Below are 22,225 nucleotides of genomic sequence, written 5' to 3' on the forward strand. Positions count from 1 at the left end.
GGCCCCGAAGGACTGCATTATGACCGTGTTGAAGATGACCGACCTCGATCTGCAAGGTAAGCGCGTATTGATTCGCGAAGACCTCAACGTGCCTGTGAAGGACGGTGTGGTGACCAGCGATGCGCGGATTCTTGCTTCGCTGCCGACCATCAAGCTGGCGCTGGAAAAAGGCGCGGCGGTAATGGTGTGCTCGCACCTGGGCCGTCCTGTTGAAGGCGAGTTCAGTGCCGAGAACAGCCTCAAGCCCGTCGCTGACTACCTGAGCAAGGCCCTGGGCCGTGACGTTCCACTGGTGGCCGACTACCTGAACGGTGTCGAGGTCAAGGCAGGTGACATCGTTCTGTTCGAGAACGTGCGCTTCAACAAGGGCGAGAAAAAGAACGCCGACGAACTGGCCCGGCAATACGCTGCGCTGTGCGACGTGTTCGTGATGGATGCCTTCGGCACCGCTCACCGCGCCGAAGGTTCGACCCACGGCGTGGCCAAGTTCGCCAAGGTTGCTGCCGCAGGCCCGCTGCTGGCCGCCGAGCTGGATGCACTGGGCAAGGCCCTGGGTGCCCCGGCCAAGCCAATGGCCGCGATCGTTGCCGGCTCCAAGGTGTCGACCAAGCTGGATGTGCTCAACAGCCTGAGCCAGATCTGCGATCTGCTGATCGTCGGCGGCGGCATCGCCAACACCTTCCTGGCCGCTGCCGGTCATAAAGTCGGCAAGTCCCTGTACGAGCCGGATCTGGTCGAAACCGCCAAGGCCATTGCTGCCAAGGTCAACGTGCCGCTGCCGGTTGACGTGGTGGTTGCCAAGGAATTCGCTGAAAGCGCTGCGGCGACCGTCAAGCTGGTCGCTGATGTGGCCGATGACGACATGATCCTGGACATCGGCCCGCAAACCGCAGAGCAGTTCGCCGAACTGTTGAAGTCGTCCAAGACTATCCTGTGGAACGGCCCGGTCGGCGTGTTCGAATTCGACCAGTTCGGCAACGGCACCAAGACCTTGGCCAAGGCCATTGCCGATAGTTCCGCGTTCTCCATTGCTGGCGGTGGCGACACCCTGGCGGCCATCGACAAATACGGCGTGTCGTCCGACATTTCCTATATTTCCACCGGTGGTGGTGCGTTCCTCGAGTTCGTCGAAGGCAAGGTGCTGCCGGCTGTTGAAGTTCTGGAACAACGGGCCAAGGCCTGATTCGATCGACCCACGGCAAAGGGAGCGTCCTGATGTTCAAGGCATTGCCGCTGTTAATCGTTATCGGCTTGCTGGGCGGCTGCGGGTCTTCGCAGCCGGCGCCACAGAAGGACGATGGGCGGCCGCAAGGTGGTTGCTACCAGTCCGAATGGCAGGCGGAAACCGCGCCAGTCATCAACAAGCGGGCGGGGCCCGAGAGCCTTGATAAATACGATGCCGAGCATCAACAGCAGGCGCGCGGTTGTCCGTGAGCCGAGGTGGCTACACAGAAATTCACAGACAGGCGTTAGCCTGTCTACTGACTTGAATAGCGGCCGCCGCTGCGGCAGGCTTGCAAATTAACGACCTTCGTTCGGGAGAGACACAAAAAATGGCACTCATTAGCATGCGCCAGATGCTGGACCACGCCGCTGAATTTGGCTACGGCGTTCCAGCTTTCAACGTCAACAACCTTGAGCAGATGCGCGCCATCATGGAAGCGGCTGACAAGACGGACTCCCCGGTCATCGTCCAGGCTTCGGCCGGTGCGCGCAAATACGCCGGTGCCCCCTTCCTGCGCCACCTGATCCTGGCCGCCATCGAAGAATTCCCGCATATCCCGGTGTGCATGCACCAGGACCACGGCACCAGCCCTGACGTCTGCCAGCGCTCCATCCAACTGGGCTTCAGCTCGGTAATGATGGACGGCTCGCTGGGCGAAGACGGCAAGACCCCGACCGACTACGAATACAACGTCCGTGTGACCCAGCAGACCGTCGCCATGGCGCACGCCTGCGGCGTTTCGGTTGAAGGCGAGCTGGGCTGCCTGGGTTCGCTGGAAACCGGCATGGCTGGCGAAGAAGACGGTATCGGCGCCGAAGGCGTTCTGGATCACAGCCAGATGCTGACCGACCCGGAAGAAGCAGCCGACTTCGTCAAAAAGACCCAGGTCGACGCCCTGGCCATCGCCATCGGCACCAGCCACGGCGCCTACAAGTTCACCAAGCCGCCTACCGGTGACGTGCTGGCCATCGACCGCATCAAGGAAATCCACAAGCGCATCCCTAACACCCACCTGGTGATGCACGGTTCTTCTTCGGTTCCGCAAGAGTGGCTGGCGATCATCAACCAGTACGGCGGCGACATCAAAGAAACCTACGGTGTGCCGGTTGAAGAAATCGTTGAAGGCATCAAGTACGGCGTGCGCAAGGTCAATATCGACACCGACCTGCGTCTGGCATCCACCGGTGCCATGCGTCGCCTGATGGCTACCAACCCGAGTGAATTCGACCCACGTAAATTCTTCGGCGCCACCGTGACTGCCATGCGTGATGTCTGCATCGCCCGTTACGAAGCCTTCGGCACCGCTGGCAACGCCTCGAAGCTCAAGCCGATCTCGCTGGAAGGCATGTACCAGCGTTACTTGAAAGGTGATCTGAACGCCAAGGTCAACTAAGGCCTGGTGGATGTGAAAAACCCGCAGAGATGCGGGTTTTTTTATCGGCGGCCTACACCGATCTCAGATCTTGTCGTGATCGATATCCAGCTTCGAAAACGTCGCCTTCCCACCTTCGCTGGTGTACCCGGTATTGTCCTGGGTATACACCCCCGCCTTGAAATACAGCAGCTTAGTGCGCCAGGTCTTGCTGATCGCGCTGTCCCAGTGCCCGTTAGCCGCCGAAACCCCCAAGGCGCCTCCGGGGCTCAAGTGGATGATGTATTTGAACGCCTGATTCAGCGGCACCCCTTCGGCCACGATAATCACGCGGCTATCATCATCGTCCGGGCGGATCCGGACCTTGGCGACGATATTGCCGGTCTTCTTGGTGGCCTTGTATTGGTACTCGACCTTGAGCAACGGCTTGGTGCTTTTATAAGCGTGGATCTGGCCGATCACGATCTTGCCGCTGGAGGGCACCTGGTTGACCGCCAGGGTGGCGCGCAGGAAGTTGTCGGCGCTGGGGTAGGTCCAGTTGTGCAGCTTGCCGTTGGAGTAGGTTTCCCGCAGCTCGGTGCGCGGGTAGATCGCGTTTTCGGTTTTCGAACCGGTCACCGGCGCCCAGAAAAACAGCGTGCCGGTGTCGGAGTGGAAATACTTGTCCTTGTACCCGTTGACCAGGCGAGGGGTGTCGATGGTGGCGGGCGGGTTGCCCGTGGGAATGCTCAGGTTCCAGGTGGCGAGGTCGATCATTTCAGCTTCCAGGCAAGCGGCCCCCAGGGCCGGACATCAGACGCGAGCAATAAGGCTCGGACCGTTTCGGGACTCTTTATAGCGCCTGGCCCTGCGCCTGTTAACGGCATTTCGTCGAAAGGTTGACGCCAACATACTGGCTAATTAGTGCACGCCAAGGGATTGGCATGCTGCTGCGGGCCCACCGTTAGTCGGGGAGGGGAGATGTTTGTTCAGTGATGGCAACGTGCCTTGCTCTTGTTTCATATTTCCCGTCTAGAGTTACGCTTCAGATTTCACTTCGATGCACGGTGTGCGCGATATAGACGAGAAGCAGCATGGAACGTGCTTACCCTCAGCCGTCTGACAGCGGCTCGGTTCTATTGGTGGTCGACGATTACCCGGAAAACCTGCTGAGCATGCGCGCTCTCCTGGAGCGCCATGATTGGCGGGTGCTGACGGCGAGCTCGGGGCTGGAGGCCCTGGGTACGTTGCTCGAGCATGATGTGGATCTGGTCCTGCTGGATGTGCAGATGCCCGGCATGGATGGCTTCGAAGTGGCGAAGCTGATGCGCGGCAGCCAGCGCACGCGCCTGACCCCGATCATCTTTCTCACCGCCAACGAGCAGTCTCAGGCTGCCGTGCTCAAGGGCTACGCCAGTGGCGCGGTGGACTACCTGTTCAAGCCCTTTGACCCGGACATTCTGCGGCCCAAGGTGCGAACTCTGCTGGAGCAGCAGCGCAACCGCCGGGCCCTGCAGCAGCTGACCCATGAGCTCGAAGCGGCCCGGGCGTTCAATGCTTCGGTGCTGGAGAGCGCCGCCGAAGGCATTCTGGTGGTCGACGAGAGCGGCCGCATCAACTTCGCCAACGCGGCCATCTCGCGGCTGCTCAGTGCGCCGGTCGAGCAACTGCAAGGCGCCAACCTGCTGAGTTTCGTTCACACGCCAGCGGTGCCTGATTGGCGTGAGTCTGATTTCTATCGTGCCTTCAGCCAACAGAGCATTTTGCGTCTTCACGATGCGATCCTTCGCACTGGCGCTGGCCAGCAGGTTCCGGTGGCGCTCTCGTGTGCACCGTTGCCCGGCGAGCAGCGGGCGATGGTGGTCACCGTGCTGGATATGTCGGTGGTACGCAACCGCCACGAGCAGCTGGAGGTTCAGGCGGTCACCGATCCCTTGACCGGCCTGTTGAACCGTCGCGGATTCACTCAGGCCGTCGAAAGCGTGCTGGTGCGCACCGAGCGTCAGGACACTGCGCAGGCGCTGTTGTACCTGGACCTGGACGGTTTCAAGCGTGTCAACGACTCCCTCGGTCATGCCGCCGGTGACCGGGTGCTGTGTTGGGTGGCCGAACAGCTCAAGGACTGCCTGCGCCCCTACGACGTTATCGGGCGGCTGGGCGGGGACGAATTCACCGCTTTGCTGGAAAACCTCGAGTACCCCGAGCAAGCCGCCAAGGTGGCGGAAAAGCTGATCGAGCGCATGTCGATCTGTCAGCAGATCGATGGCCTTGAAGTGGTGTTGGGCGTCAGCATCGGCATCGCCACTTACCCTGACTGCGGGGCCAACCTGGAAGGCTTGCTGCGCGCTGCGGACGCAGCGATGTACGCGGCCAAGAAAGCCGGCCGCCAGCAATACCGTTTCTATGACAAAGACCTGGACGGCCGCGCGCGCTCGCGCATGATGCTTGAGAGCAGCTTGCGAACCGCCATTGAGCACAAGGATTTCACCTTGCTGTTCAAGCCCCAGGTGGCCTTGAGTGATGGCCGCCTGCGCGGCTTCGAAGCGCTCCTGCGTTGGCAGCACCCGAGCGTCGGGGACGTGCCGCCATCGCTGTTTATTCCGCTGCTCGAAGAGAACCGTCTGATTACCCGCCTGGCCAGCTGGATCTATCACCAGAGCGCCATGCATCGCCACGCCTGGCAGGCCAGCGTCGACAGTGACGTGCGGCTCAGCCTGAGCCTGAGCAACGTGCAGTTCTCCATGCCCAACCTGGTCGAGCAACTGCGTGAGGTGATGACCCGCCATCAGTTGCTGGCCCGACAGCTGGAAGTCGACGTGTGCGAAAGCTCGTTGCTCTACAACCTCGCTGACGCCCGCAAGCAGATGCACTTGGTGCGCGAGCTGGGGGTGACCGTGGCACTGGATGATTTCGGCGTCGGTAACTGCTCCCTGACCCTGTTGCGCGATCTGCCGCTGGACACGGTCAAGCTCAACCGGCAGTTGATTGCGCGGTTGCCCGACTCGTCGCAGGATGCGGTGTTGGCCCGCTGCATCATCGAGCTGTGCCGCGCCTACGGCATCACGGTCATCGCCAAAGGGGTAAAAAATCGGGCCCAGGCCCAATGGCTGCGGGCCAATGGCTGCCAGTTTGCGCAGGGGCCACTGGTGTCGCAGCCGTTGGCGCCGCAGGAGGTCAGCTCGTTTTCGGCGCAGTTTGACTGGGCGACGCGGTAGTTTGGCGGAACCAGGTTCGGTAGACTGACGGCTTTACCGAACCGACACTTGTCCATGACTGCGCTGAAGTACCTGCAAGCCTACCCGCCCACCTTGCAAGATCAGGTGCGACAGCTGATCGCGCAAAAGCGTCTGGGCGACTACCTGCAAGAGCGCTATCCGGAGCGCCATGCGGTACAGAGCGACAAGGCGCTCTACAGTTATGTGCAAGCACTCAAGCAGCAGCACCTGCGCAACGCGCCAAACCTCGACAAGGTCCTTTTCGACAACCGCCTGGACTTGACTCACCGCGCGCTCGGCCTGCACACGGCGGTGTCACGCGTGCAAGGCGGCAAGCTCAAGGCCAAGAAGGAAATCCGCATCGCGTCGCTGTTCAAGGACGCCGCGCCGCAGTTTCTGAGCATGATCGTGGTGCACGAACTGGCGCACCTGAAGGAGGCCGAGCACAATAAGGCCTTCTACCAACTCTGCGAACACATGCAGCCGGGCTACCATCAGCTTGAATTCGACCTGCGCGTCTACCTGACCTGGCGTGACCTGCCCATCGACTGACAAGGAATGCCTCATGGAAGTCAGCAAGACCAAAAGCAGCTTCTACCGTCGCCTTTATGTGGCCTGGCTGATCGACAGCCAGACCGCCACCAGCGTGCCGGCGATCACCGAGCACACCGGCATGCCCCGGCGCACGGCCCAGGACACCATCGCGGCGCTGGCTGATCTGGATGTGCACTGCGAATTCGAGCAAGAGCAAGGCCTGCGCAACCATGCGGGCAGCTATCGCATTCGCGACTGGGGCGCGATCGACAAGCAGTGGATCGCCAGCCACCTGGGCCAGATCAAGCAGGTCTTGGGTTACCCCTGATCGGCTTCGCGACGCATGCCAATGTGCGGGATGCCGTCTTCCAGGTATTCCTCGCCCGCCACCTTGAATCCGTAGCGACCGTAGTAACGTTGCAGGTGCTCCTGGGCGGACAGGTAGATTGGCACGCCCGGCCAGCGCTTCTCGGCTTGCTCCAGCGCTTTGACCATCAGACCGTGGCCAAGCCCCTGGCCTCGTACATCCTCGGTGATGACCACACGGCCGATCACCACATCGCCGCCCTGTGATTCGGGGTCGAGCAGGCGAACATAAGCCACCAGCTTGTCGTCTTTCCAGGCCATCAGGTGATGGGTGTCGCCTTCAAGATCAAGCCCATCGACTTCCAGGTAGGGACATTTCTGCTCGACCACGAACACTTGTGTGCGCAGCCGCAGGATTTCGTAGAGCTGTTCCTTGCCAAGGTCCGTGTGATGTTTGCATAACCAGCTGATAGGCATGTGTCTTCCTGATTGGGCATGAGTGGATCAGGCAATTATGGACCCGGGTTCGTGCGACAAAAAATAATGGCATGTTGCAGCATGTGAATCAGCTCGCCGGTTCCTTGATCAGGTGCGCGGCCAGGGTCCGCAACGGGCCGAGCTGACGGCAGATCAGCGCGAGCTGGGTCTGTACCAGCCGCTGGCCTTCGTCGATCTCGTCGTGCATCTGTTCCAGCGCATTGGCCAGCGCCTCCTCCTCGTCACTGTGGATCGCCACCGGTTGCTTGCTGGCCAGGCTGCTGGCGATTTCGTCGATGCTGCGCGCCAGGCGCTCGCCGGCACCGTCGAGCAACTGTTCGCGTACCGGTTCCGGCAGCGACGTGTCGCGGTGCGCGCCCAGTCCTGACAGGTAGCTGAGCAAGGTGTGTGACAGCACCAGGAAGCGGAAGCCCACATCGGCCTCCTTACGGAAGTGGCCGGGCTCCATCAGCATGTTCGACAGTGTGGTGGACAGTGCCGCATCGGCGTTGTGGGCGTTGCGCCGGGCGAGGCGATAGGCCAGGTCGTCGCTTTTGCCCTTGGCGTACTGCTGCATGATCTGGCGCAGGTAGGTGCTGTTGCAGCTCAAGGTGTTGGCCAGCACCTTGTTCAACTTGCGGCCCTGCCAGTCGGGCAGGAACAGGAACACCGCCAGGCCCGCGATCAGGCTGCCGATCAGGGTATCGAACAGGCGCGGCAGGAACAGCCCGTAACCGTCGCCGATCTGGTTGAAGCAGAACAGTACCATCAAGGTGATCGCGGCGGTGGCCAGGGTGTAGCGGGTGGTGCGGTTGACGAAGAACACCACCCCGGCGGTCACGGCGAACAACGCCTGGACGGTGGTGTTGGGGAACAGGTCGAACAGTGCCCAGCCCATGGTCAGGCCGATCACGGTGCCGATAATCCGTTGCACCAGCTTCAGGCGGGTGGCGCCGTAGTTGGGTTGGCAGACAAACAGGGTGGTGAGCATGATCCAGTAGCCCTGGGTCGGGTGGATCAGGTGCACCATGCCGTAGCCGATCGCCAGCGCCAGCGGCAGGCGCAAGGCGTGGCGAAACAGCAGCGAGGTCGGTGTCAGTTGCAGCCGCAAGCGGCTCCAGACATCGGCCAGGCTGCGTGGCGAGCGGTCCAGCAGGCTGCTGTCGGACGCATCGGCGAGCGCGTCGGGGTTGCTGGCATCGCTCAGCAGCCGGTCGAGGGTCCCCAGGTTCGCGGCCAGTGCCCGCAAGGAACGCAGCAAGCCTCTCCAGGCCGGATTGCTCTGGTTGCGCAGGTGTTCGAGAGAGGCATGCAAGTCATTGAGCGCCTCGCCGACGTTGGCGTCATGGACGAAGGGTTGGCGCAGCTGGATCGACACGGACAACTGCTGGCACAGGCGGCCTTGCTGGCGCAGCAGGCGCTGGCAGCGGAACAGCACATCACTGTGGTAAAACGCCTCGGCCAGGGCGTTGTAGGGGTAGTGTGAGGAACTGGCGCGTTCGTGGATGTCCTGGGCCAGAAAGTACAGCTTCAGGTAGCGGCTGACCTTGGCGCCAGGGCGACCGTCGCCGACCCGGTGCAGGATGATTTCCTTGGCGCTGTTGAGGGCCGCCACCACCCGGCCATTCTGCCGCGCCAGCTCCAGGCGCCGGGCCTCCACATCCAGTTGGCGGATCGGCTCGAACAACATGGCCTTGAGCTTGAGGTAGCGGCCCAGTTCGCGAAACAGCCGGGCCAGGCTCTGCTGCACCGGCTGGTTGGAGAACATCGCCTGCCAGAGCACCGACAGCAGCCCGTACCAGGCCGCGCCGGCCACCAGCAGCAGTGGCTCATGCCAGAAATCGGTGACCTGGCCGCCGCGCTGGTCCACACCGATCATGGTGTACACCGACAGGATCAAGGTGGCCGAGGCAATCGCACCGTAGCGCTCGCCGAGCGCGCCGAGCATGGTCAGGCCGAAACTGGCCAGCGCCAGAGCGCAGACAAAAATGACCGGGTAGGGGAACAGCAACTCCACCGACAGCGCGGCGACGGTAAAGCACACCAGCGTCACTGCCAGCGCGTTGAGCCGGCCTTGCCAGCTGTCGTCGGTTTCGGCGAGGGCGCAGGCGATGATGCCCAGGAACAAGGGAATCAGCAGCGTCATCTGGTCCTGGAACCAGCACAGCGCCATGGCGCCGGTCAGGGCGACAAAGACCCGTACGCTGTAGCTGAATTTATCCAGCGCCCACAAGCGCCGCAGAGAGTGACGAAACGAGGTCGATGCCATGAAAGGGTGCAGGCCTGCTGGGCGATGGGTCGAATTTAGCGGGTTATGGTGGCCGCGCCAAGGCTGTAGGAGCCGAGCTCGCTCGCGATGAACGATGACGCGCAATCCCTGAAAAACCGCGGCGTCCTTATCGCGGGCAAGCCCGGCTCCTACAAAAGCCCAGCAAATTCTGTACCCAACAGCGGCTTAGACGAACTGCGCCGCCGCGTGCCCCGATGCCCAGGCCCACTGGAAGTTGAAGCCGCCCAGATGGCCGCTGACATCCAGCACCTCACCGACGAAATACAGCCCCGGGCTTTTCAGCGATTCCATGGTCTTGGATGACACTTCGCGAGTGTCGACGCCGCCCAGGGTCACTTCCGCGGTGCGGTAGCCTTCGGTGCCGGCCGGGATGAGCTGCCAGCGCGACAGCTTGTCGGCCACCTCGGCCAGTTCTGCCGGGGTGTATTGCTTCATCGGTTTGGAAACGAACCACTGCTCGGCCAGCAAGGTCGCCATCTTCTTGGTGAACAACTCGCCCAGCAGGGTTTTCAGCTCGCTGTTGGGGCGCTCGGCCTGTTGCTGTTGCAGCCAGGCGAGGGCGTCATGGTCGGGCAAGAGGTTGATCTCGACCGTGTCACCCGCTTCCCAGAACGAGGAAATCTGCAGGATCGCCGGCCCGCTCAGGCCGCGATGGGTGAACAGGATGTTCTCGCGAAAGCTCTGGTCGTTGCAGCTGACCAGGGCATCGGCGGACGTCCCGGACAGCTCGGTGCACAGGGCCTTGAGCTGGTCGGTGATGGTAAAGGGCACCAGCCCCGCGCGGGTCGGCAACACGCTGTGGCCAAACTGGCGGGCGATCTGGTAACCGAAGCCGGTGGCGCCCAGGGTCGGGATCGACAGGCCGCCGGTGGCGATCACCAGCGAGCTGCATTGCAGTTGGCCAGCGCTGGTCTGCAACAGGTAACCCTGCTCCAGTTTCTCGATGTGTTGCACCGAGGTGTCCATGCGCAGATCGACGTCGGCCTGCTCGCACTCGCTGAGCAGCATGCCGAGGATGTCGCTGGACTTGTTGTCGCAGAACAGCTGGCCGAGCTTCTTCTCGTGGTACGGCACGCCGTGCTTGCCGACCCTCTCGATAAAATCCCACTGGGTGTAGCGCGCCAGTGCCGATTTGCAGAAATGCGGGTTTTGCGAGAGGAAATTGCCAGGCTCGGTGTACATATTGGTGAAATTGCAGCGTCCACCACCGGACATCAGGATCTTCTTGCCGGGCTTGTTCGCGTGGTCGATCAGCATCACCCGACGGCCGCGGTTGGCGGCCGTGAACGCGCACAGCAGGCCGGCCGCGCCGGCGCCAATGATGATTACGTCGGTGGAGCGCATCAGATAATCCGTACCCGCAGCGAACGACCCTTGATCTTGCCATTGCTCAGGCGTTGCAGGGCCTGTTGGGCAATGCTGCGCTCGACCGCGACATAGGCCTGGAAGTCGAAAATCGCGATCTTGCCGACCTGGGTACCGGGGATGCCGGCTTCACCGGTCAGGGCGCCAAGAATGTCGCCCGGGCGAACCTTGTCCTTGCGCCCGGCACCGATGCACAGAGTGACCATCGGCGGCCACAGCGGGGTGCCGTTCTTGGGAGTCAGGTTGTCCAGTTGCTTCCAGTTCAGCGGGGCTTTCTGCTGCACTTCGATGGCTTGGGCGCGGTGGCCCTCGGCGGGCGCTACAAAGCTGACCGCAAGACCGTTTTCACCGGCACGACCGGTACGGCCTACGCGGTGAATGTGGATTTCCGAATCACGGGCCAGTTCGACGTTGATCACCATGTCCAGCGAGTCGATGTCCAGGCCGCGGGCGGCAACATCAGTGGCCACCAGCACCGAGGTACTGCGGTTGGCAAACATCGCCAGGACCTGGTCACGGTCACGCTGTTCCAGGTCACCGTGCAGGGCGACGGCCGAGATGCCTTTGGAGCTCAAGTGATCGACCACTTCCTGGCACTGCTGCTTGGTGAAGCAGAAAGCCACGCACGACTGCGGACGGAAATGGTTCAGTGCCTTGACCACGGCACTCAGGCGTTGCTCCGGGTCGATCTCGTAGAAGTGCTGCTCGATCTGGCTGTCGGCGTGCAGGGTCTCGACCTTGACCTGTTGCGGGTTGCGCATGAAGGCCGAGGCCAGTTGCTTGATGCCGGTCGGGTAGGTGGCCGAGAACAGCAAGGTCTGGCGGCGCTCCGGGGTTTGCCCGAGGATGTCGGCGATGGCGTCGTAGAAGCCCATGTCGAGCATGCGGTCGGCTTCGTCCAGCACCAGGGTGTTCAGGCCATCAAGGACCAGCGTGCCCTTGCGCAGGTGCTGCTGAACGCGGCCCGGGGTGCCGACGATGATGTGCGCGCCGTGCTCCAGCGAGGCGATCTGCGGGCCCAGGGCCACGCCGCCGCACAGGGTCAGCACCTTGATGTTGTCTTCGGCGCGGGCCAGGCGACGGATTTCCTTGGCCACCTGGTCGGCCAGCTCACGGGTCGGGCACAGCACCAGCGCCTGGCAACCGAAGTAGCGCGGGTTGATCGGGTTCAGCAGGCCGATGCCGAAGGCGGCGGTCTTGCCGCTGCCGGTCTTGGCCTGGGCGATCAAGTCCATCCCCTTGATGATCACCGGCAAGCTTTGCGCCTGGATCGGCGTCATTTGGGCATAACCGAGGGAGTCCAGGTTAGCCAGCATGGCGGCGGACAGAGGCAAGGTGTTGAAAGCGGTGGCGATGGTGGTCACGAGGCGGGCCTGCAAAACAAAATGTCGCGCAGTGTACCAGCCTCATGGCCATTCGCCCTAAGCCTCGATCTCCGGTTCCGGACGAGAAGCACGCCTTCCGTCTGTCGAGCCGCCCAGCAGCGTCAGCTGGAACTGTAGGAGTACGGCTTGCCGGCGATGATGGCCGCGCGGTCTGGCTGATTTACCGCGTCGAAGCTATCGCAAGCAAGCTTGGCTCCTGCAGAGAGTGAGGCAGATGTCAGAGGGTCAAGGTCAACCGACTCAGCAACGCCCCCGGCAGATGAGTCGAGGATGTCTGGCGCTCGCCATAGGTGCTGGTCGACAAAATCAACTCGCGCTCCACGGTCAGGGCTTCCAGCTGCGTGCCCAGCAAACTGTAGACGCTGTCGTCGAAACGCATGGTATTGACCGGGGCGTTGATCTCGCCGTCTTCGACCCAGAACGTCGCAAAGCGGGTCATTCCGGTCATGCGCGCGGCGGGTTGGTCCGAGTAGTTCAGGTACCACAGGTTGCTGATGTACAAGCCGGTGCCCAGGCGTTGCAGCACCTGCGCCAAGGGCAGGTCGCCGCCGGCCATGCTCAGGGCGCTGGGTGATTCATAGGCGTCGGCGCCGTTGCCCGCCCGTTGATACTCGGCGGCGCTGCGCGAGCTGACCAGTCGATCCCGGGCCTTGCCGGCGTCGATCAGGGTCAGGTCGGCGCGCACGAATCCTTCGCTGGAGAAGGCCGGGCTCAGGGAGCCCGTCACCTGTTCGGCCATGCTCACCTGCGGGCTCAGCGCGTTGTCGCCCGCATAGAGGCGCTGCAGCGGGCTGCTCTTGGTGGCGATGGACTGCGCCGAGAAGCCGCCCCAGCCGAGCATGCCGATGATCTCATCCAGCGCCGCTGGCGCCAGGTAGGCGCGGTAGTGCCCCGGTTCCAGGGCCTTGAGCGGGCGGCCGAGGAAGGCCAGTTGCTCATGGGTTTGCAGCAGGCGCTGCTCAAAGCGCGCGTCATCCCACTCAAGGCCGGCGTAGTTGGCCTTGATCGCCTGGCCGTTGGCATGGAACAGGCTCCAGTCCAGGTTGAAGCTGTTGGCCTGATGCCAGCCGAAGGCCCCGCAAGAGCTGGCAAAACCACGACTGACCGGGCCGGCGGCGTAAATACCGACCAGATCCGTGTCGCCGGCTATGGCGGCGATGCGCTCGACCACCGCCGCGCTCTCGGGTAATGGATGATCTTGTACGGTACTGCGCTGCCAGGGCTCGGTATTGAGCTGCAGATAAGGGTCGGCCGGTACCAGCGGCAGGATCTCGCGCAGTTGCGCCAGCGCGTCCACAAGGCGTTGTTGATCGACCTGCGGTTCGCCGCTCAAGGTCAGCTGCAGGTCAGCCTGGCGACCATCATTGATCAGCTTGAGCACCGCCACGGCCTGGCAGACCTGACCGGCCTGACGCACGCGGGCGTGGTTGAAGCGAATGAAGGTCGAGTCTTCGGCGTTGTAGCTGAAGGTGAATTGCTCAGGCGCGCGAATGGCGATGCGCAGCCCGTCCACCAGCGCCTGAAAGGTTTCGATGCGATTGACCGGATGGCTCATCAGTCTTCTCCCCCGAAGACATCAATCTGGCTGAAGACACAGGCCGGCGAAGCATGGCCGACGCGAATGACCTGGTTCGGCTCGCCCTTGCCGCAGTTCGGCGTGCCGAGCACGGCCACGGTCGAGGCATCACCGACGGCGCTGAGGTTGCGCCAGAACTGCGCCGAGATGCCCCGGTAGTTGGGGTTCTTGACCACGCCCTTGAGCTCGCCGTTTTCGATCAGCTGGCCCCATTCACAGCCGAACTGGAATTTGTTGCGGGCATCATCGATGGACCATGAACGATTGGTCGACATCAGAACGCCGCGCTCGATGCCGCCGATCAGCTCGCTCAGGTGGCTGCTGCCCGGCTCGATATTGAGGTTGGCCATACGGTCGATCGGGGCGCGGTTCCAGCCGCAGGCGCGGCTGTTGGCGACCCCGGCCAGGCCGGCGCGAAACTGCGACAGCGCGCCGCCGAGCGGGCGCTCCAGCAGGCCGTTGCGGATCAGGAACTGCTTGCTGGCGGGCGTGCCGTCATCGTCGTGACCGTAGCTGGCCAGTTCTTCAGGGATGTCCGGGTCGAAGGTGACGTTCAGCAGCGCCGAGCCATATTGCAGGTGGCCGAAGTCTTCGGCTTTGACAAAGCTGGTGCCGGCGTAATTGCGCTCATCGCCGAGGATGCGGTCCAGTTCCAGCGGGTGACCGATGGACTCGTGAATCTGCAGCATCATCTGGTCCGGCATCAGCAGCAGGTCGCGCGGGCCTTCGGGAGTATTCGGGGCCAGCAGCAGTTGCAGCGCCTGGTCGGCCACCTTGGCCCCGGCACCGATGATGCCGCACTGGCTGAGCACTTCATCGCCGCCTTGCTGGCCAAAGTTGTCGCGGCCAAGGCTGCGGGTCTGGCTGTCCTGCCCGTCGTAGGCGGTGACGCTCATGCCCGGGTAGACAAAGCGCTGGGCCTGGCGGATTTCGGCGCCGGCGCTGTTCAGGTAAATCTGTTCGACCGTGCTGGTGCCCAGGCTGACCTGCCAGTTCACCAGGCGCTCGTCACTGGGAACGCTGGCCGATTCGCTGGCGAGCAAGGCATAGCAGTCGCTCAGTGTGGGAAACGGCCGCTCCAGATTGGGCGAAAAGTAATCGGCCCGGGCCGTGGGCACCGGCTGCTCGCGCAGGTCGAGCAAGGCGTGGGCGGCAATCCGCCGGGCCTGGTCTTCAGCCTGCTGCAGGGCGTGTTGCAGGCCACGCAAGGACAGGTCACCGGTGGCAGCGTAGGTTTCCACGCCAGCCACCCGCACGGTCAGCATCGCGCCTTCGTCGCGGCTCAGGCTGGGCGGTTCGGCGACGTTCTTGCGCACCGACAGGTGCTGGCTGGTCTGGCGAACATAGCGAAGGGAGAAGAATTCGGCGCGGCTCTGCAGGGCGGCGAAGCGCTGCTTGAGCTGAGCGTGAAAATCGAACATGAGCAAAGCCTCGCGGCTGGCGGGAGAGGCTGTAGCTTAGGCGTGTGGGGCGGGGAGGGGCAACCGGGCTTTGAGTCGGTGTTGCCGACCGGGGCCATGTGTGGGAGCGGATTTATCCGCGAATGGTTACGCCGCGGTGTACCTGATACACCGCAGCGCGACTATTCGCGGATAAATCCGCTCCCACAATGTGGGCTGTAAGCAGCCCCAGAAAGCAATCAGGCCTGCGCGACTTCCCGCAGTGCCTTGCCTTTGACCGGCGCGCCATTGGCGACGTAGTACTTGGCAGTGCTGCGCGGCAGCGGCTGGCGACCACGGATCTTGTCGGCGATTTTCTCGGCCATCATGATCGTCGGCGCGTTCAGGTTGCCGGTGGTGATGATCGGCATGATCGAGGCATCAACCACGCGCAGGCCCTGCATGCCATGCACACGACCCTGGTTGTCGACCACGGCCATCTCGTCGGTGCCCATCTTGCACGAGCAGGACGGGTGGAACGCGGTTTCGGCGTGTTCGCGGATGAACGTGTCCAGCTGCTCATCGGTTTGCACGTCCACACCAGGGCTGATTTCGTGGCCACGGTAAGCGTCCAGCGCCGGCTGGGCCATGATCTCGCGGGTCAGGCGGATGCCGTCGCGGAATTCCTGCCAGTCCTGTTCGGTCGCCATGTAGTTGAACAGGATGCTCGGGTGCTGGCGCGGGTCCTTGGACTTGAGCTGGATGCGCCCGCGGCTCGGCGAGCGCATGGAGCCCATGTGCGCCTGGAAGCCGTGTTCCTTGACGCCGTTACTGCCGTTGTAATTGATCGCAACGGGCAGGAAGTGGTACTGGATATTCGGCCATTCGAACTCTGGGCGGCTGCGGATAAAGCCGCCGGCTTCGAACTGGTTGCTGGCGCCGATACCGCTGCCATTGAACATCCACTCGGCACCGATGGCCGGCTGGTTCCACCACAGCAGGGACGGGTACAGCGAAACCGGCTTGGTGCAGGCGTATTGCAGGTACAGCTCCAGGTGGTCCTGCAGGTTCTCACCTACGCCCGGCAGGTCATGGACCACCGGAATGTCCAGGCTTTCAAGCAACTTGGCCGGGCCGACGCCGGAGCGTTGCAGGATTTGCGGCGAGGCGATGGCGCCACTGCACAGCAGCACTTCCTTGCGGGCACGAGCCTCGACGGGCTCTTGCGCGTCGCCCAGCAGGTAACGCACGCCCACGGCACGCTTGCCTTCGAAGAGAATCTTGTCGGTCAGCGCGTGGGTGATGATGGTCAGGGTCGAACGCTTTTTCGCCTGGTCCAGGTAACCGCGCGCGGTGCTGGCACGACGGCCTTTGGGCGTGACGGTACGGTCCATCGGGCCGAAGCCTTCCTGCTGGTAACCGTTCAGGTCTTCGGTACGCGGGTAACCGGCTTGCACGCCGGCTTCGACCATGGCGTGGAACAGTGGGTTGTTGCCGGCTTTGGGTGTCGTCACGCTGACCGGGCCTTCGCCACCGTGGTAGTCGTTCGGGCCGATGTCACGGGTTTCCGCCTTGCGGAAATACGGCAGGCAGTCCAGATAGGACCAGTCTTCCAGCCCCGGCAGTTTCGCCCAGCCGTCGTAATCCATGGCGTTGCCGCGGATGTAGCACATGCCGTTGATCAGCGAGGAGCCGCCCAGGCCCTTGCCACGGCCGCATTCCATCCGGCGGTTATCCATGTGTGGCTCTGGGTCGGTCTCGTACGCCCAGTTGTAGCGGCGGCCTTGCAGCGGGAACGCCAGCGCGGCGGGCATCTGGGTACGGAAGTCCATGCGGTAGTCAGGGCCGCCGGCTTCGAGCAGCAGAACGGTGACGCCTTCGTCTTCGGTCAGACGGGTCGCCAGGGTGTTACCGGCAGACCCGGCACCAATAATGATGTAGTCGAATTCTTGGGACATTGAATGCACCCTCTTTGAAGTTGGTCAGGTCGGGCCATGGCGAGTGCTGCGCACTCGATCGCGGGCGAGCCCTGCTCCTACAGGTTTGGCGCCGTGCGCAAAATCTGCGGCAACCCCCAGATCCTGTAGGAGCATGGCTTGCCCGCGATAATGGCCTCGCAGGCAACACATAGCTGGCGTCTTAGAACACCGAGGCGTAATCGCCCAGCTCGACCTGTACCGATTTGATGCGGGTGAAGTTGTTCAGCGAGCTGATGCCGTTCTCACGGCCAACACCCGACTGCTTGTAGCCGCCAACCGGCATCTTGGCGTCGGACTCGCCCCAGGCGTTGATCCAGCAGATACCGGCTTCCAGTTGATGAATCACGCGGTGGGCGCGGTTCAGGTCCTTGGTGACGATACCGGCGGCCAGGCCGAATTCGGTGTCGTTGGCGCGACGGATGACTTCTTCTTCGGTTTCGTAGCTGAGGATGCTCATCACCGGGCCGAAGATCTCTTCACGGACGATGGTCATGTCATCGGTGCAGTCGGTGAAGATGGTCGGTGCCACGAAGGCGCCCTTGGCGAATTCGCCGTCGGTCAGGCGTTCGCCGCCGCACAGGACGCGTGCGCCTTCTTCCTTGCCCTTGGCGATGTAGCCGAGCACGTTTTCCATGTGGGCGAAGCTGACCAGCGGGCCGAAGTTGGTGTTTTCGTCTTGCGGGTTGCCGACCCGAATGCGTGCAACACGCTCCACCAGCTTGGCTTCCAGCGCCGCTTTCAGATGGCCAGGGACGAACACGCGAGTGCCGTTGGTGCAGACCTGGCCGGAGCTGTAGAAGTTGGCCATCATGGCGATGTCGGCGGCTTTATCCAGGTCTGCGTCGTCGCAAATGATCAGCGGCGACTTGCCGCCCAGTTCCATGGTCACTTCCTTGAGCGAGGAGCTCGAGGCGCTGGCCATGACCTTCTTGCCGGTGTCGGTGCCGCCGGTGAAGGAGATTTTTTCGATGCGCGGGTGCTCGGTCAGCCAGCCGCCGACTTCGCGACCGCTGCCGGTCAGCACGTTGAAGACACCGTCCGGCAGGCCGGCTTCGGTGTAGATCTCGGCCAGTTTCAGAGTGGTCAGCGAGGTGACTTCACTTGGCTTGAAGATCATCGCGTTGCCAGCGGCCAGGGCCGGGGCGGATTTCCACAGGGCGATCTGGATCGGGTAGTTCCAGGCGCCGATACCGACGGTCACGCCCAGCGGCTCGCGGCGGGTGTAGACGAAGGAGGTGTCGCGCAACGGGATCTGCTCGCCTTCGATGGCGGGCACCAGGCCTGCATAGTATTCCAGCACGTCGGCACCGGTGACGATGTCGACATAGCGGGTTTCGGAGTACGACTTGCCGGTGTCCAGGGTTTCCAGCGCGGCCAGTTCATCATTGCGCTCGCGCAGGATGTCGACGGCACGGCGCAGGATGCGCGAACGCTGCATGGCGGTCATGGCGGCCCAGACTTTCTGGCCCTTTTCGGCGCTGGCTACGGCGCGGTCAACGTCGTCCTTGCCGGCGCGTTGCACCCGTGCGAGGACTTCGCCGTTGGCCGGGTTGATGGCTTCGAACGTAGTGCCGGTGCTGGCGTCCACGTATCCACCGTCAATGTAGAGTTTTTGCGTTTCGAAACGGGCCATAGTGTCCTCGCAAGTGCATTGTGTGGGGCATTCGCCGCCGCATCGATGCCCAGGAAAGTCCTGCGGCTTATGCGGTCGACGGGGCAGGGGCCTGGGTCTGTATCGTCGGGCTCGCCTGCTTTGCCAGTTGTAGATCCATGTATTCGTAAGCAATCTGCTGCGCCTGCACCGTGTCGAACGCATCTCCAGACAACGCGCCGCGCAACCACAAACCGTCAATCAGTGCCGCCAGGCCGCGGGCGGCACTGCGGGCTTCGTCAATAGGCAGAACCCGACGGAACTGGCAGCACAGGTTGGAATACAAGCGGTGATCGTTGATCCGCTGCAACCGGTGCAAAGACGGCTGGTGCATGCTGGTGGCCCAGAAGGCCAGCCAGGTTTTCATTGCCGGACCGTTCACCTGACTCGCATCGAAGTTGCCTTCGATGATCACCTGAAGGTGCGCCCGTGGGCTGTCCTCCTTCAGCGCCAGGCGGCTGGCCGCGACGTTTTCGTTCAGTACGCTCATCAAATAGCGCATGGTCGCTGCGATCAGGCCGTTCTTGTCCTGAAAGTAGTGACTGATGATGCCGTTTGACACCCCCGCGAGGCGGGCGATCAACGCAATGCTGGCATCCCCCATTCCGACCTGATCTACAGCCTGCAATGTGGCTTCGATCAACTGCTGGCGGCGTATGGGTTGCATACCGACCTTGGGCATCTTGCAAATCTCCTTGGGCCTGGAAGTGATCGACGGGCGATCGCTTCGGCGAGGCCAGTCTATTTTGTTTTGATTGAACGTTCAATCAACAAAGAATAAGCTCTGCGACAATCTGTGCCATTGACAGGCTTTCGGGCGAGTCAAAACGGCACAAATTGGCACCCCATGATGGCTCGGAACCCGCGCAGGACATGGCGTGGAAGGGCACAGACAGAAAATTCGGACAGGCATGAAGCTTCAGATCCTGGCGCGCGACAAAGCGCAGTCGGTGATTTGTCGAACCGGTTTTCGACGCGGTCTATGCGGGTTCACGGTTATCAAGAGTGCTTTTATAACACTCGCGGCAGTAGGGCTATTGCACCAATTGCGCGGGACATTGCGTCGCCTTGTGTTTTCTCTCGCACTGCCTGGAGCATCTGTGCAATGAGTACCGCTTCTCTTATCAAGACCCCTACCGAGAGGGTCCGGCTTAACGGGGTGGTGTTTTTCACCTCGACCCTGTTGATCCTGCTGCTGACCGCGGTGTTGATCGCCGCCCCCGAAACCGCCGGCCGCGTGCTCGGTCAGGCCCAGGCCTGGCTGTCGCGCAGCTTTGGCTGGTACTACATGCTGGTGATCGGCGGTTACCTGCTGTTCGTCATCGCCCTGGCGTTTTCGTCGTACGGCAAGCTCAAGCTGGGCTCCAAAGACGACAAGCCGGACTTCAGCTACGGCGCCTGGGCCGGCATGCTGTTTTCTTCGGGCATCGGCATTTCGCTGCTCTACTTCGGCGCTTCCGAGCCGCTGGATCACTATTTCAACTCGCCTGAAGGCGCTTCGGCCACAAACCACGCCGCGCGTCAGGGCCTGCAGTTGACGTTCCTGCACTGGGGCCTGCATGGCTGGGCGATCTATGCGCTGGTCGGCCTGGCCGTGGCGTACTTTGCCTACCGTCATAACCAGCCGCTGGCCTTGCGTTCGGCGCTCTACCCACTGGTTGGTGAGCGCTGGGTCAAGGGCGCGGGCGGCCATGCGGTCGACGTGTTCGGCATGTTCGTGACCCTGCTGGGGCTGGTGACCAACCTCGGTATCGGTGCGATGCAGGTGTCGTCGGGCCTGGAATACCTGTTCGGTATGGAGCACAACAACACCAACCTGTTGATCGTCATCCTGGTCATGAGCACGGTGGCGACCATCGCTGCGGTGTCGGGGGTCGAGAACGGTATTCGTCGCCTGTCCAACCTGAACATCCTGCTGTTCAGCGGCCTGCTGTTGTTCGTGCTGTTGAACGGCCCGACCCTGCACCTGCTCAATGCCTTTGTGCAGAACATCGGCGATTACCTCAACGGCGTGGTGCTCAAGACCTTCGACCTCTACGTGTATGAGGGCGACAACGCCAGGTCCGAGCGCTGGCTGGGCCTGTGGACCGTGTTCTACTGGGCCTGGTGGATTTCCTGGGCACCATTCGTGGGCATGTTCATCGCGCGGATTTCCCGTGGCCGTACCGTGCGCGAACTGGTCGCCGGCGTGTTGCTGATTCCTCTGGGCTTTACCCTGGCGTGGCTGTCGATTTTCGGCAACACCGCGCTGGACCTGGTGATGAATCACGGCGCGGTGGAGCTTGGGCGAACGGCACTGGAACAGCCGTCGATGTCGATCTACCAGCTGCTCGAGCATTACCCGGCGGCGAAAATTGTGGTCGGCGTGGCGATTTTCGTCGGTTTCGTGCTGTTCCTGACCCCGGCTGACTCCGGTGCCGTGATGATGGCCAACCTGTCCTGCAAGGGCGGTGAGGTCGACGAAGACGCCCCGCACTGGCTACGGATCCTGTGGTCGGCCATCATCACCGTGGTGACCGTTGGCCTGTTGTTCGCCGGTAACTTCGAAGCCATGCAAACCATGGTGGTACTGGCCGGCCTGCCGTTCTCGGTGGTACTGGTGGTGTTCATGTTCGGCCTGTACAAGGCCATGAAACAGGACACCTTGATCGAGCAGGAGCAAGCGGATCTGGATCGTCGCGGGTTTAGCGAGTACCTGGCCGAACGCGACCGGCAGCAGGCCGAGGCGGTCGTGCAGCGGTTGATGGACAAGCCGATCACCCCGGCGCACACCAGGACACCTGCCTAGATTTACAACGTTGGACCGAGGGCTCTATCCGAAAGGACAGGGCCCTTTTTCATGGGCGGCGTTTGGGCAGGAAGGGTGGCAGATAAAGCCCAAGATAGGCATCGAACACGCGCATGCCTTCCTCGGCCATGCGCGGGGTGATCTGCTCGTGCAGCTGCATGGAGCGCGCATAGACCCGGTCACCCAGCTCCATCGCCAGGGCGAACACATCCACATCGTCAGGCAGGCTGGGCAGCTGGAAGTGTTGATCGAACAGGGTGTGCATCAGTGCGCCCAGTTCGATGTCGTGCTGGCGGTCGGCCTGGGTGACTTCGGCCAGGCCGTGCTGGGCCAGGATCAGTTGGCGGGCGGCGGCGTCCTGATTGTAGATGGTCAGCATGCGCTGCTCGACCAGGCGCGACAGGTCATGCCAGGTATCAAGGCTGTCCGGATCGATGGGGGCTTGCAGGCAGGCACGAAAGGCGCCGTGGACATCGGCGGTCAGCGCTTCGAGCAGGGCCGGGACACTGGCAAAGAAGTGATAGACCGAAGAGGGCGGAATCTGCGCACGCTCGGCCACGCTGTAGATCGACAGGCTGGCGACACCCTCACTGGCCAGCAACGTCCGGGCGGCATCGAGGATCGAATCGATCCGCGCCTGGCTGCGGGCACGTGGTTTGCGGGGTGCGGCGGTGCGCGTCATGGCTGTCTCCTGAGCGGGTCGG

At 62.5% G+C, this 22,225-nt stretch carries 18 protein-coding genes; 7 read left to right on the forward strand and 11 right to left on the reverse strand.

Going from position 1 to position 22,225, the window contains the following annotated elements; translation table 11 throughout:
- Window positions 1–19: 19 nt before the first annotated feature.
- The 3 genes from GUY40_RS17300 (at window position 20) to fba (ending at window position 2,618) form a co-directional block, all read left to right on the forward strand.
- Window positions 20–1,183 (forward strand): phosphoglycerate kinase, encoded by a 1,164-nt coding sequence (locus GUY40_RS17300; RefSeq protein ID WP_166570128.1) that lies wholly within the window; start codon window positions 20–22, stop codon window positions 1,181–1,183.
- 32 nt (window positions 1,184–1,215) lie between these two features.
- Window positions 1,216–1,434: a hypothetical protein gene (locus tag GUY40_RS17305; protein ID WP_166570129.1), complete on the forward strand. Its 219-nt coding sequence runs from the start codon at window positions 1,216–1,218 to the stop codon at window positions 1,432–1,434.
- Between the two features lie 119 nt (window positions 1,435–1,553).
- A complete protein-coding gene (gene fba / locus GUY40_RS17310) occupies window positions 1,554–2,618 on the forward strand; it encodes a class II fructose-bisphosphate aldolase (protein WP_166570130.1) in 1,065 nt (354 codons plus the stop codon).
- A gap of 63 nt (window positions 2,619–2,681) precedes the next feature.
- Here fba and GUY40_RS17315 read toward each other — a convergent pair whose 3' ends face one another.
- Window positions 2,682–3,353 (reverse strand): polysaccharide lyase family 7 protein, encoded by a 672-nt coding sequence (locus GUY40_RS17315; RefSeq protein ID WP_166570131.1) that lies wholly within the window; start codon window positions 3,351–3,353, stop codon window positions 2,682–2,684.
- Window positions 3,354–3,670: 317 nt separating this feature from the next.
- On the opposite strand from GUY40_RS17315, the gene GUY40_RS17320 reads away from it, so the two are divergent.
- From GUY40_RS17320 to GUY40_RS17330, 3 genes are read left to right on the forward strand one after another with little or no spacing between them, the layout of a single operon-like run.
- Window positions 3,671–5,791: a bifunctional diguanylate cyclase/phosphodiesterase gene (locus tag GUY40_RS17320; protein WP_166570132.1), complete on the forward strand. Its 2,121-nt coding sequence runs from the start codon at window positions 3,671–3,673 to the stop codon at window positions 5,789–5,791.
- 54 nt (window positions 5,792–5,845) lie between these two features.
- Complete coding sequence (locus tag GUY40_RS17325) at window positions 5,846–6,343, forward strand: YgjP-like metallopeptidase domain-containing protein (protein WP_166570133.1); 498 nt, start codon at window positions 5,846–5,848, stop codon at window positions 6,341–6,343.
- 13 nt (window positions 6,344–6,356) lie between these two features.
- On the forward strand, window positions 6,357–6,653 hold the full coding sequence (locus tag GUY40_RS17330; protein ID WP_166570134.1) for a helix-turn-helix domain-containing protein: 297 nt from the start codon (window positions 6,357–6,359) through the stop codon (window positions 6,651–6,653).
- On the opposite strand, the gene GUY40_RS17335 is transcribed toward GUY40_RS17330, so the two are convergent.
- The 9 genes from GUY40_RS17335 to betI form a co-directional block, all read right to left on the reverse strand.
- The gene (locus tag GUY40_RS17335) at window positions 6,644–7,108 is read right to left on the reverse strand and encodes a GNAT family N-acetyltransferase (protein WP_166570135.1); all 465 of its coding nucleotides are present in this window, start codon (window positions 7,106–7,108) and stop codon (window positions 6,644–6,646) included. The genes GUY40_RS17330 and GUY40_RS17335 overlap by 10 nt on opposite strands.
- A gap of 88 nt (window positions 7,109–7,196) precedes the next feature.
- The gene (gene yccS, locus GUY40_RS17340) at window positions 7,197–9,377 is read right to left on the reverse strand and encodes a YccS family putative transporter (protein WP_166570136.1); all 2,181 of its coding nucleotides are present in this window, start codon (window positions 9,375–9,377) and stop codon (window positions 7,197–7,199) included.
- A gap of 186 nt (window positions 9,378–9,563) precedes the next feature.
- Window positions 9,564–10,742, reverse strand: coding sequence for an NAD(P)/FAD-dependent oxidoreductase (locus tag GUY40_RS17345; protein ID WP_166570137.1), 1,179 nt, complete (start codon window positions 10,740–10,742; stop codon window positions 9,564–9,566).
- A complete protein-coding gene (gene dbpA / locus GUY40_RS17350; RefSeq protein WP_256675782.1) occupies window positions 10,742–12,079 on the reverse strand; it encodes an ATP-dependent RNA helicase DbpA in 1,338 nt (445 codons plus the stop codon). Before dbpA ends, GUY40_RS17345 begins: the two co-directional genes overlap by 1 nt.
- 286 nt (window positions 12,080–12,365) lie before the next feature.
- Window positions 12,366–13,703, reverse strand: coding sequence for a TldD/PmbA family protein (locus GUY40_RS17355; RefSeq protein ID WP_166570139.1), 1,338 nt, complete (start codon window positions 13,701–13,703; stop codon window positions 12,366–12,368).
- Entirely contained in the window at window positions 13,703–15,145 is a 1,443-nt protein-coding gene (locus GUY40_RS17360) for a TldD/PmbA family protein (protein ID WP_166570140.1), read from the reverse strand. Before GUY40_RS17360 ends, GUY40_RS17355 begins: the two co-directional genes overlap by 1 nt.
- A gap of 218 nt (window positions 15,146–15,363) precedes the next feature.
- Window positions 15,364–17,061, reverse strand: coding sequence for a choline dehydrogenase (gene betA / locus GUY40_RS17365; RefSeq protein WP_166570141.1), 1,698 nt, complete (start codon window positions 17,059–17,061; stop codon window positions 15,364–15,366).
- Window positions 17,062–17,242: 181 nt separating this feature from the next.
- Window positions 17,243–18,715, reverse strand: a complete 1,473-nt coding sequence (gene betB, locus GUY40_RS17370; RefSeq protein ID WP_166570142.1) for a betaine-aldehyde dehydrogenase — start codon at window positions 18,713–18,715, stop codon at window positions 17,243–17,245.
- A gap of 67 nt (window positions 18,716–18,782) precedes the next feature.
- Entirely contained in the window at window positions 18,783–19,415 is a 633-nt protein-coding gene (betI, locus tag GUY40_RS17375; RefSeq protein WP_166570143.1) for a transcriptional regulator BetI, read from the reverse strand.
- Window positions 19,416–19,895: 480 nt separating this feature from the next.
- Here betI and GUY40_RS17380 point away from each other — a divergent pair, with 480 nt between their 5' ends.
- The gene (locus GUY40_RS17380; protein WP_371924840.1) at window positions 19,896–21,521 is read left to right on the forward strand and encodes a BCCT family transporter; all 1,626 of its coding nucleotides are present in this window, start codon (window positions 19,896–19,898) and stop codon (window positions 21,519–21,521) included.
- Window positions 21,522–21,570: 49 nt separating this feature from the next.
- On the opposite strand, the gene GUY40_RS17385 is transcribed toward GUY40_RS17380, so the two are convergent.
- Window positions 21,571–22,203 carry a TetR/AcrR family transcriptional regulator gene (locus tag GUY40_RS17385; RefSeq protein WP_166570145.1) on the reverse strand — a complete coding sequence of 211 codons (633 nt, stop codon included), beginning with the start codon at window positions 22,201–22,203 and terminating at the stop codon, window positions 21,571–21,573.
- Window positions 22,204–22,225 lie beyond the last annotated feature (22 nt).

Source organism: Pseudomonas sp. R5(2019), from assembly GCF_009905435.1.
GTDB lineage: Bacteria > Pseudomonadota > Gammaproteobacteria > Pseudomonadales > Pseudomonadaceae > Aquipseudomonas.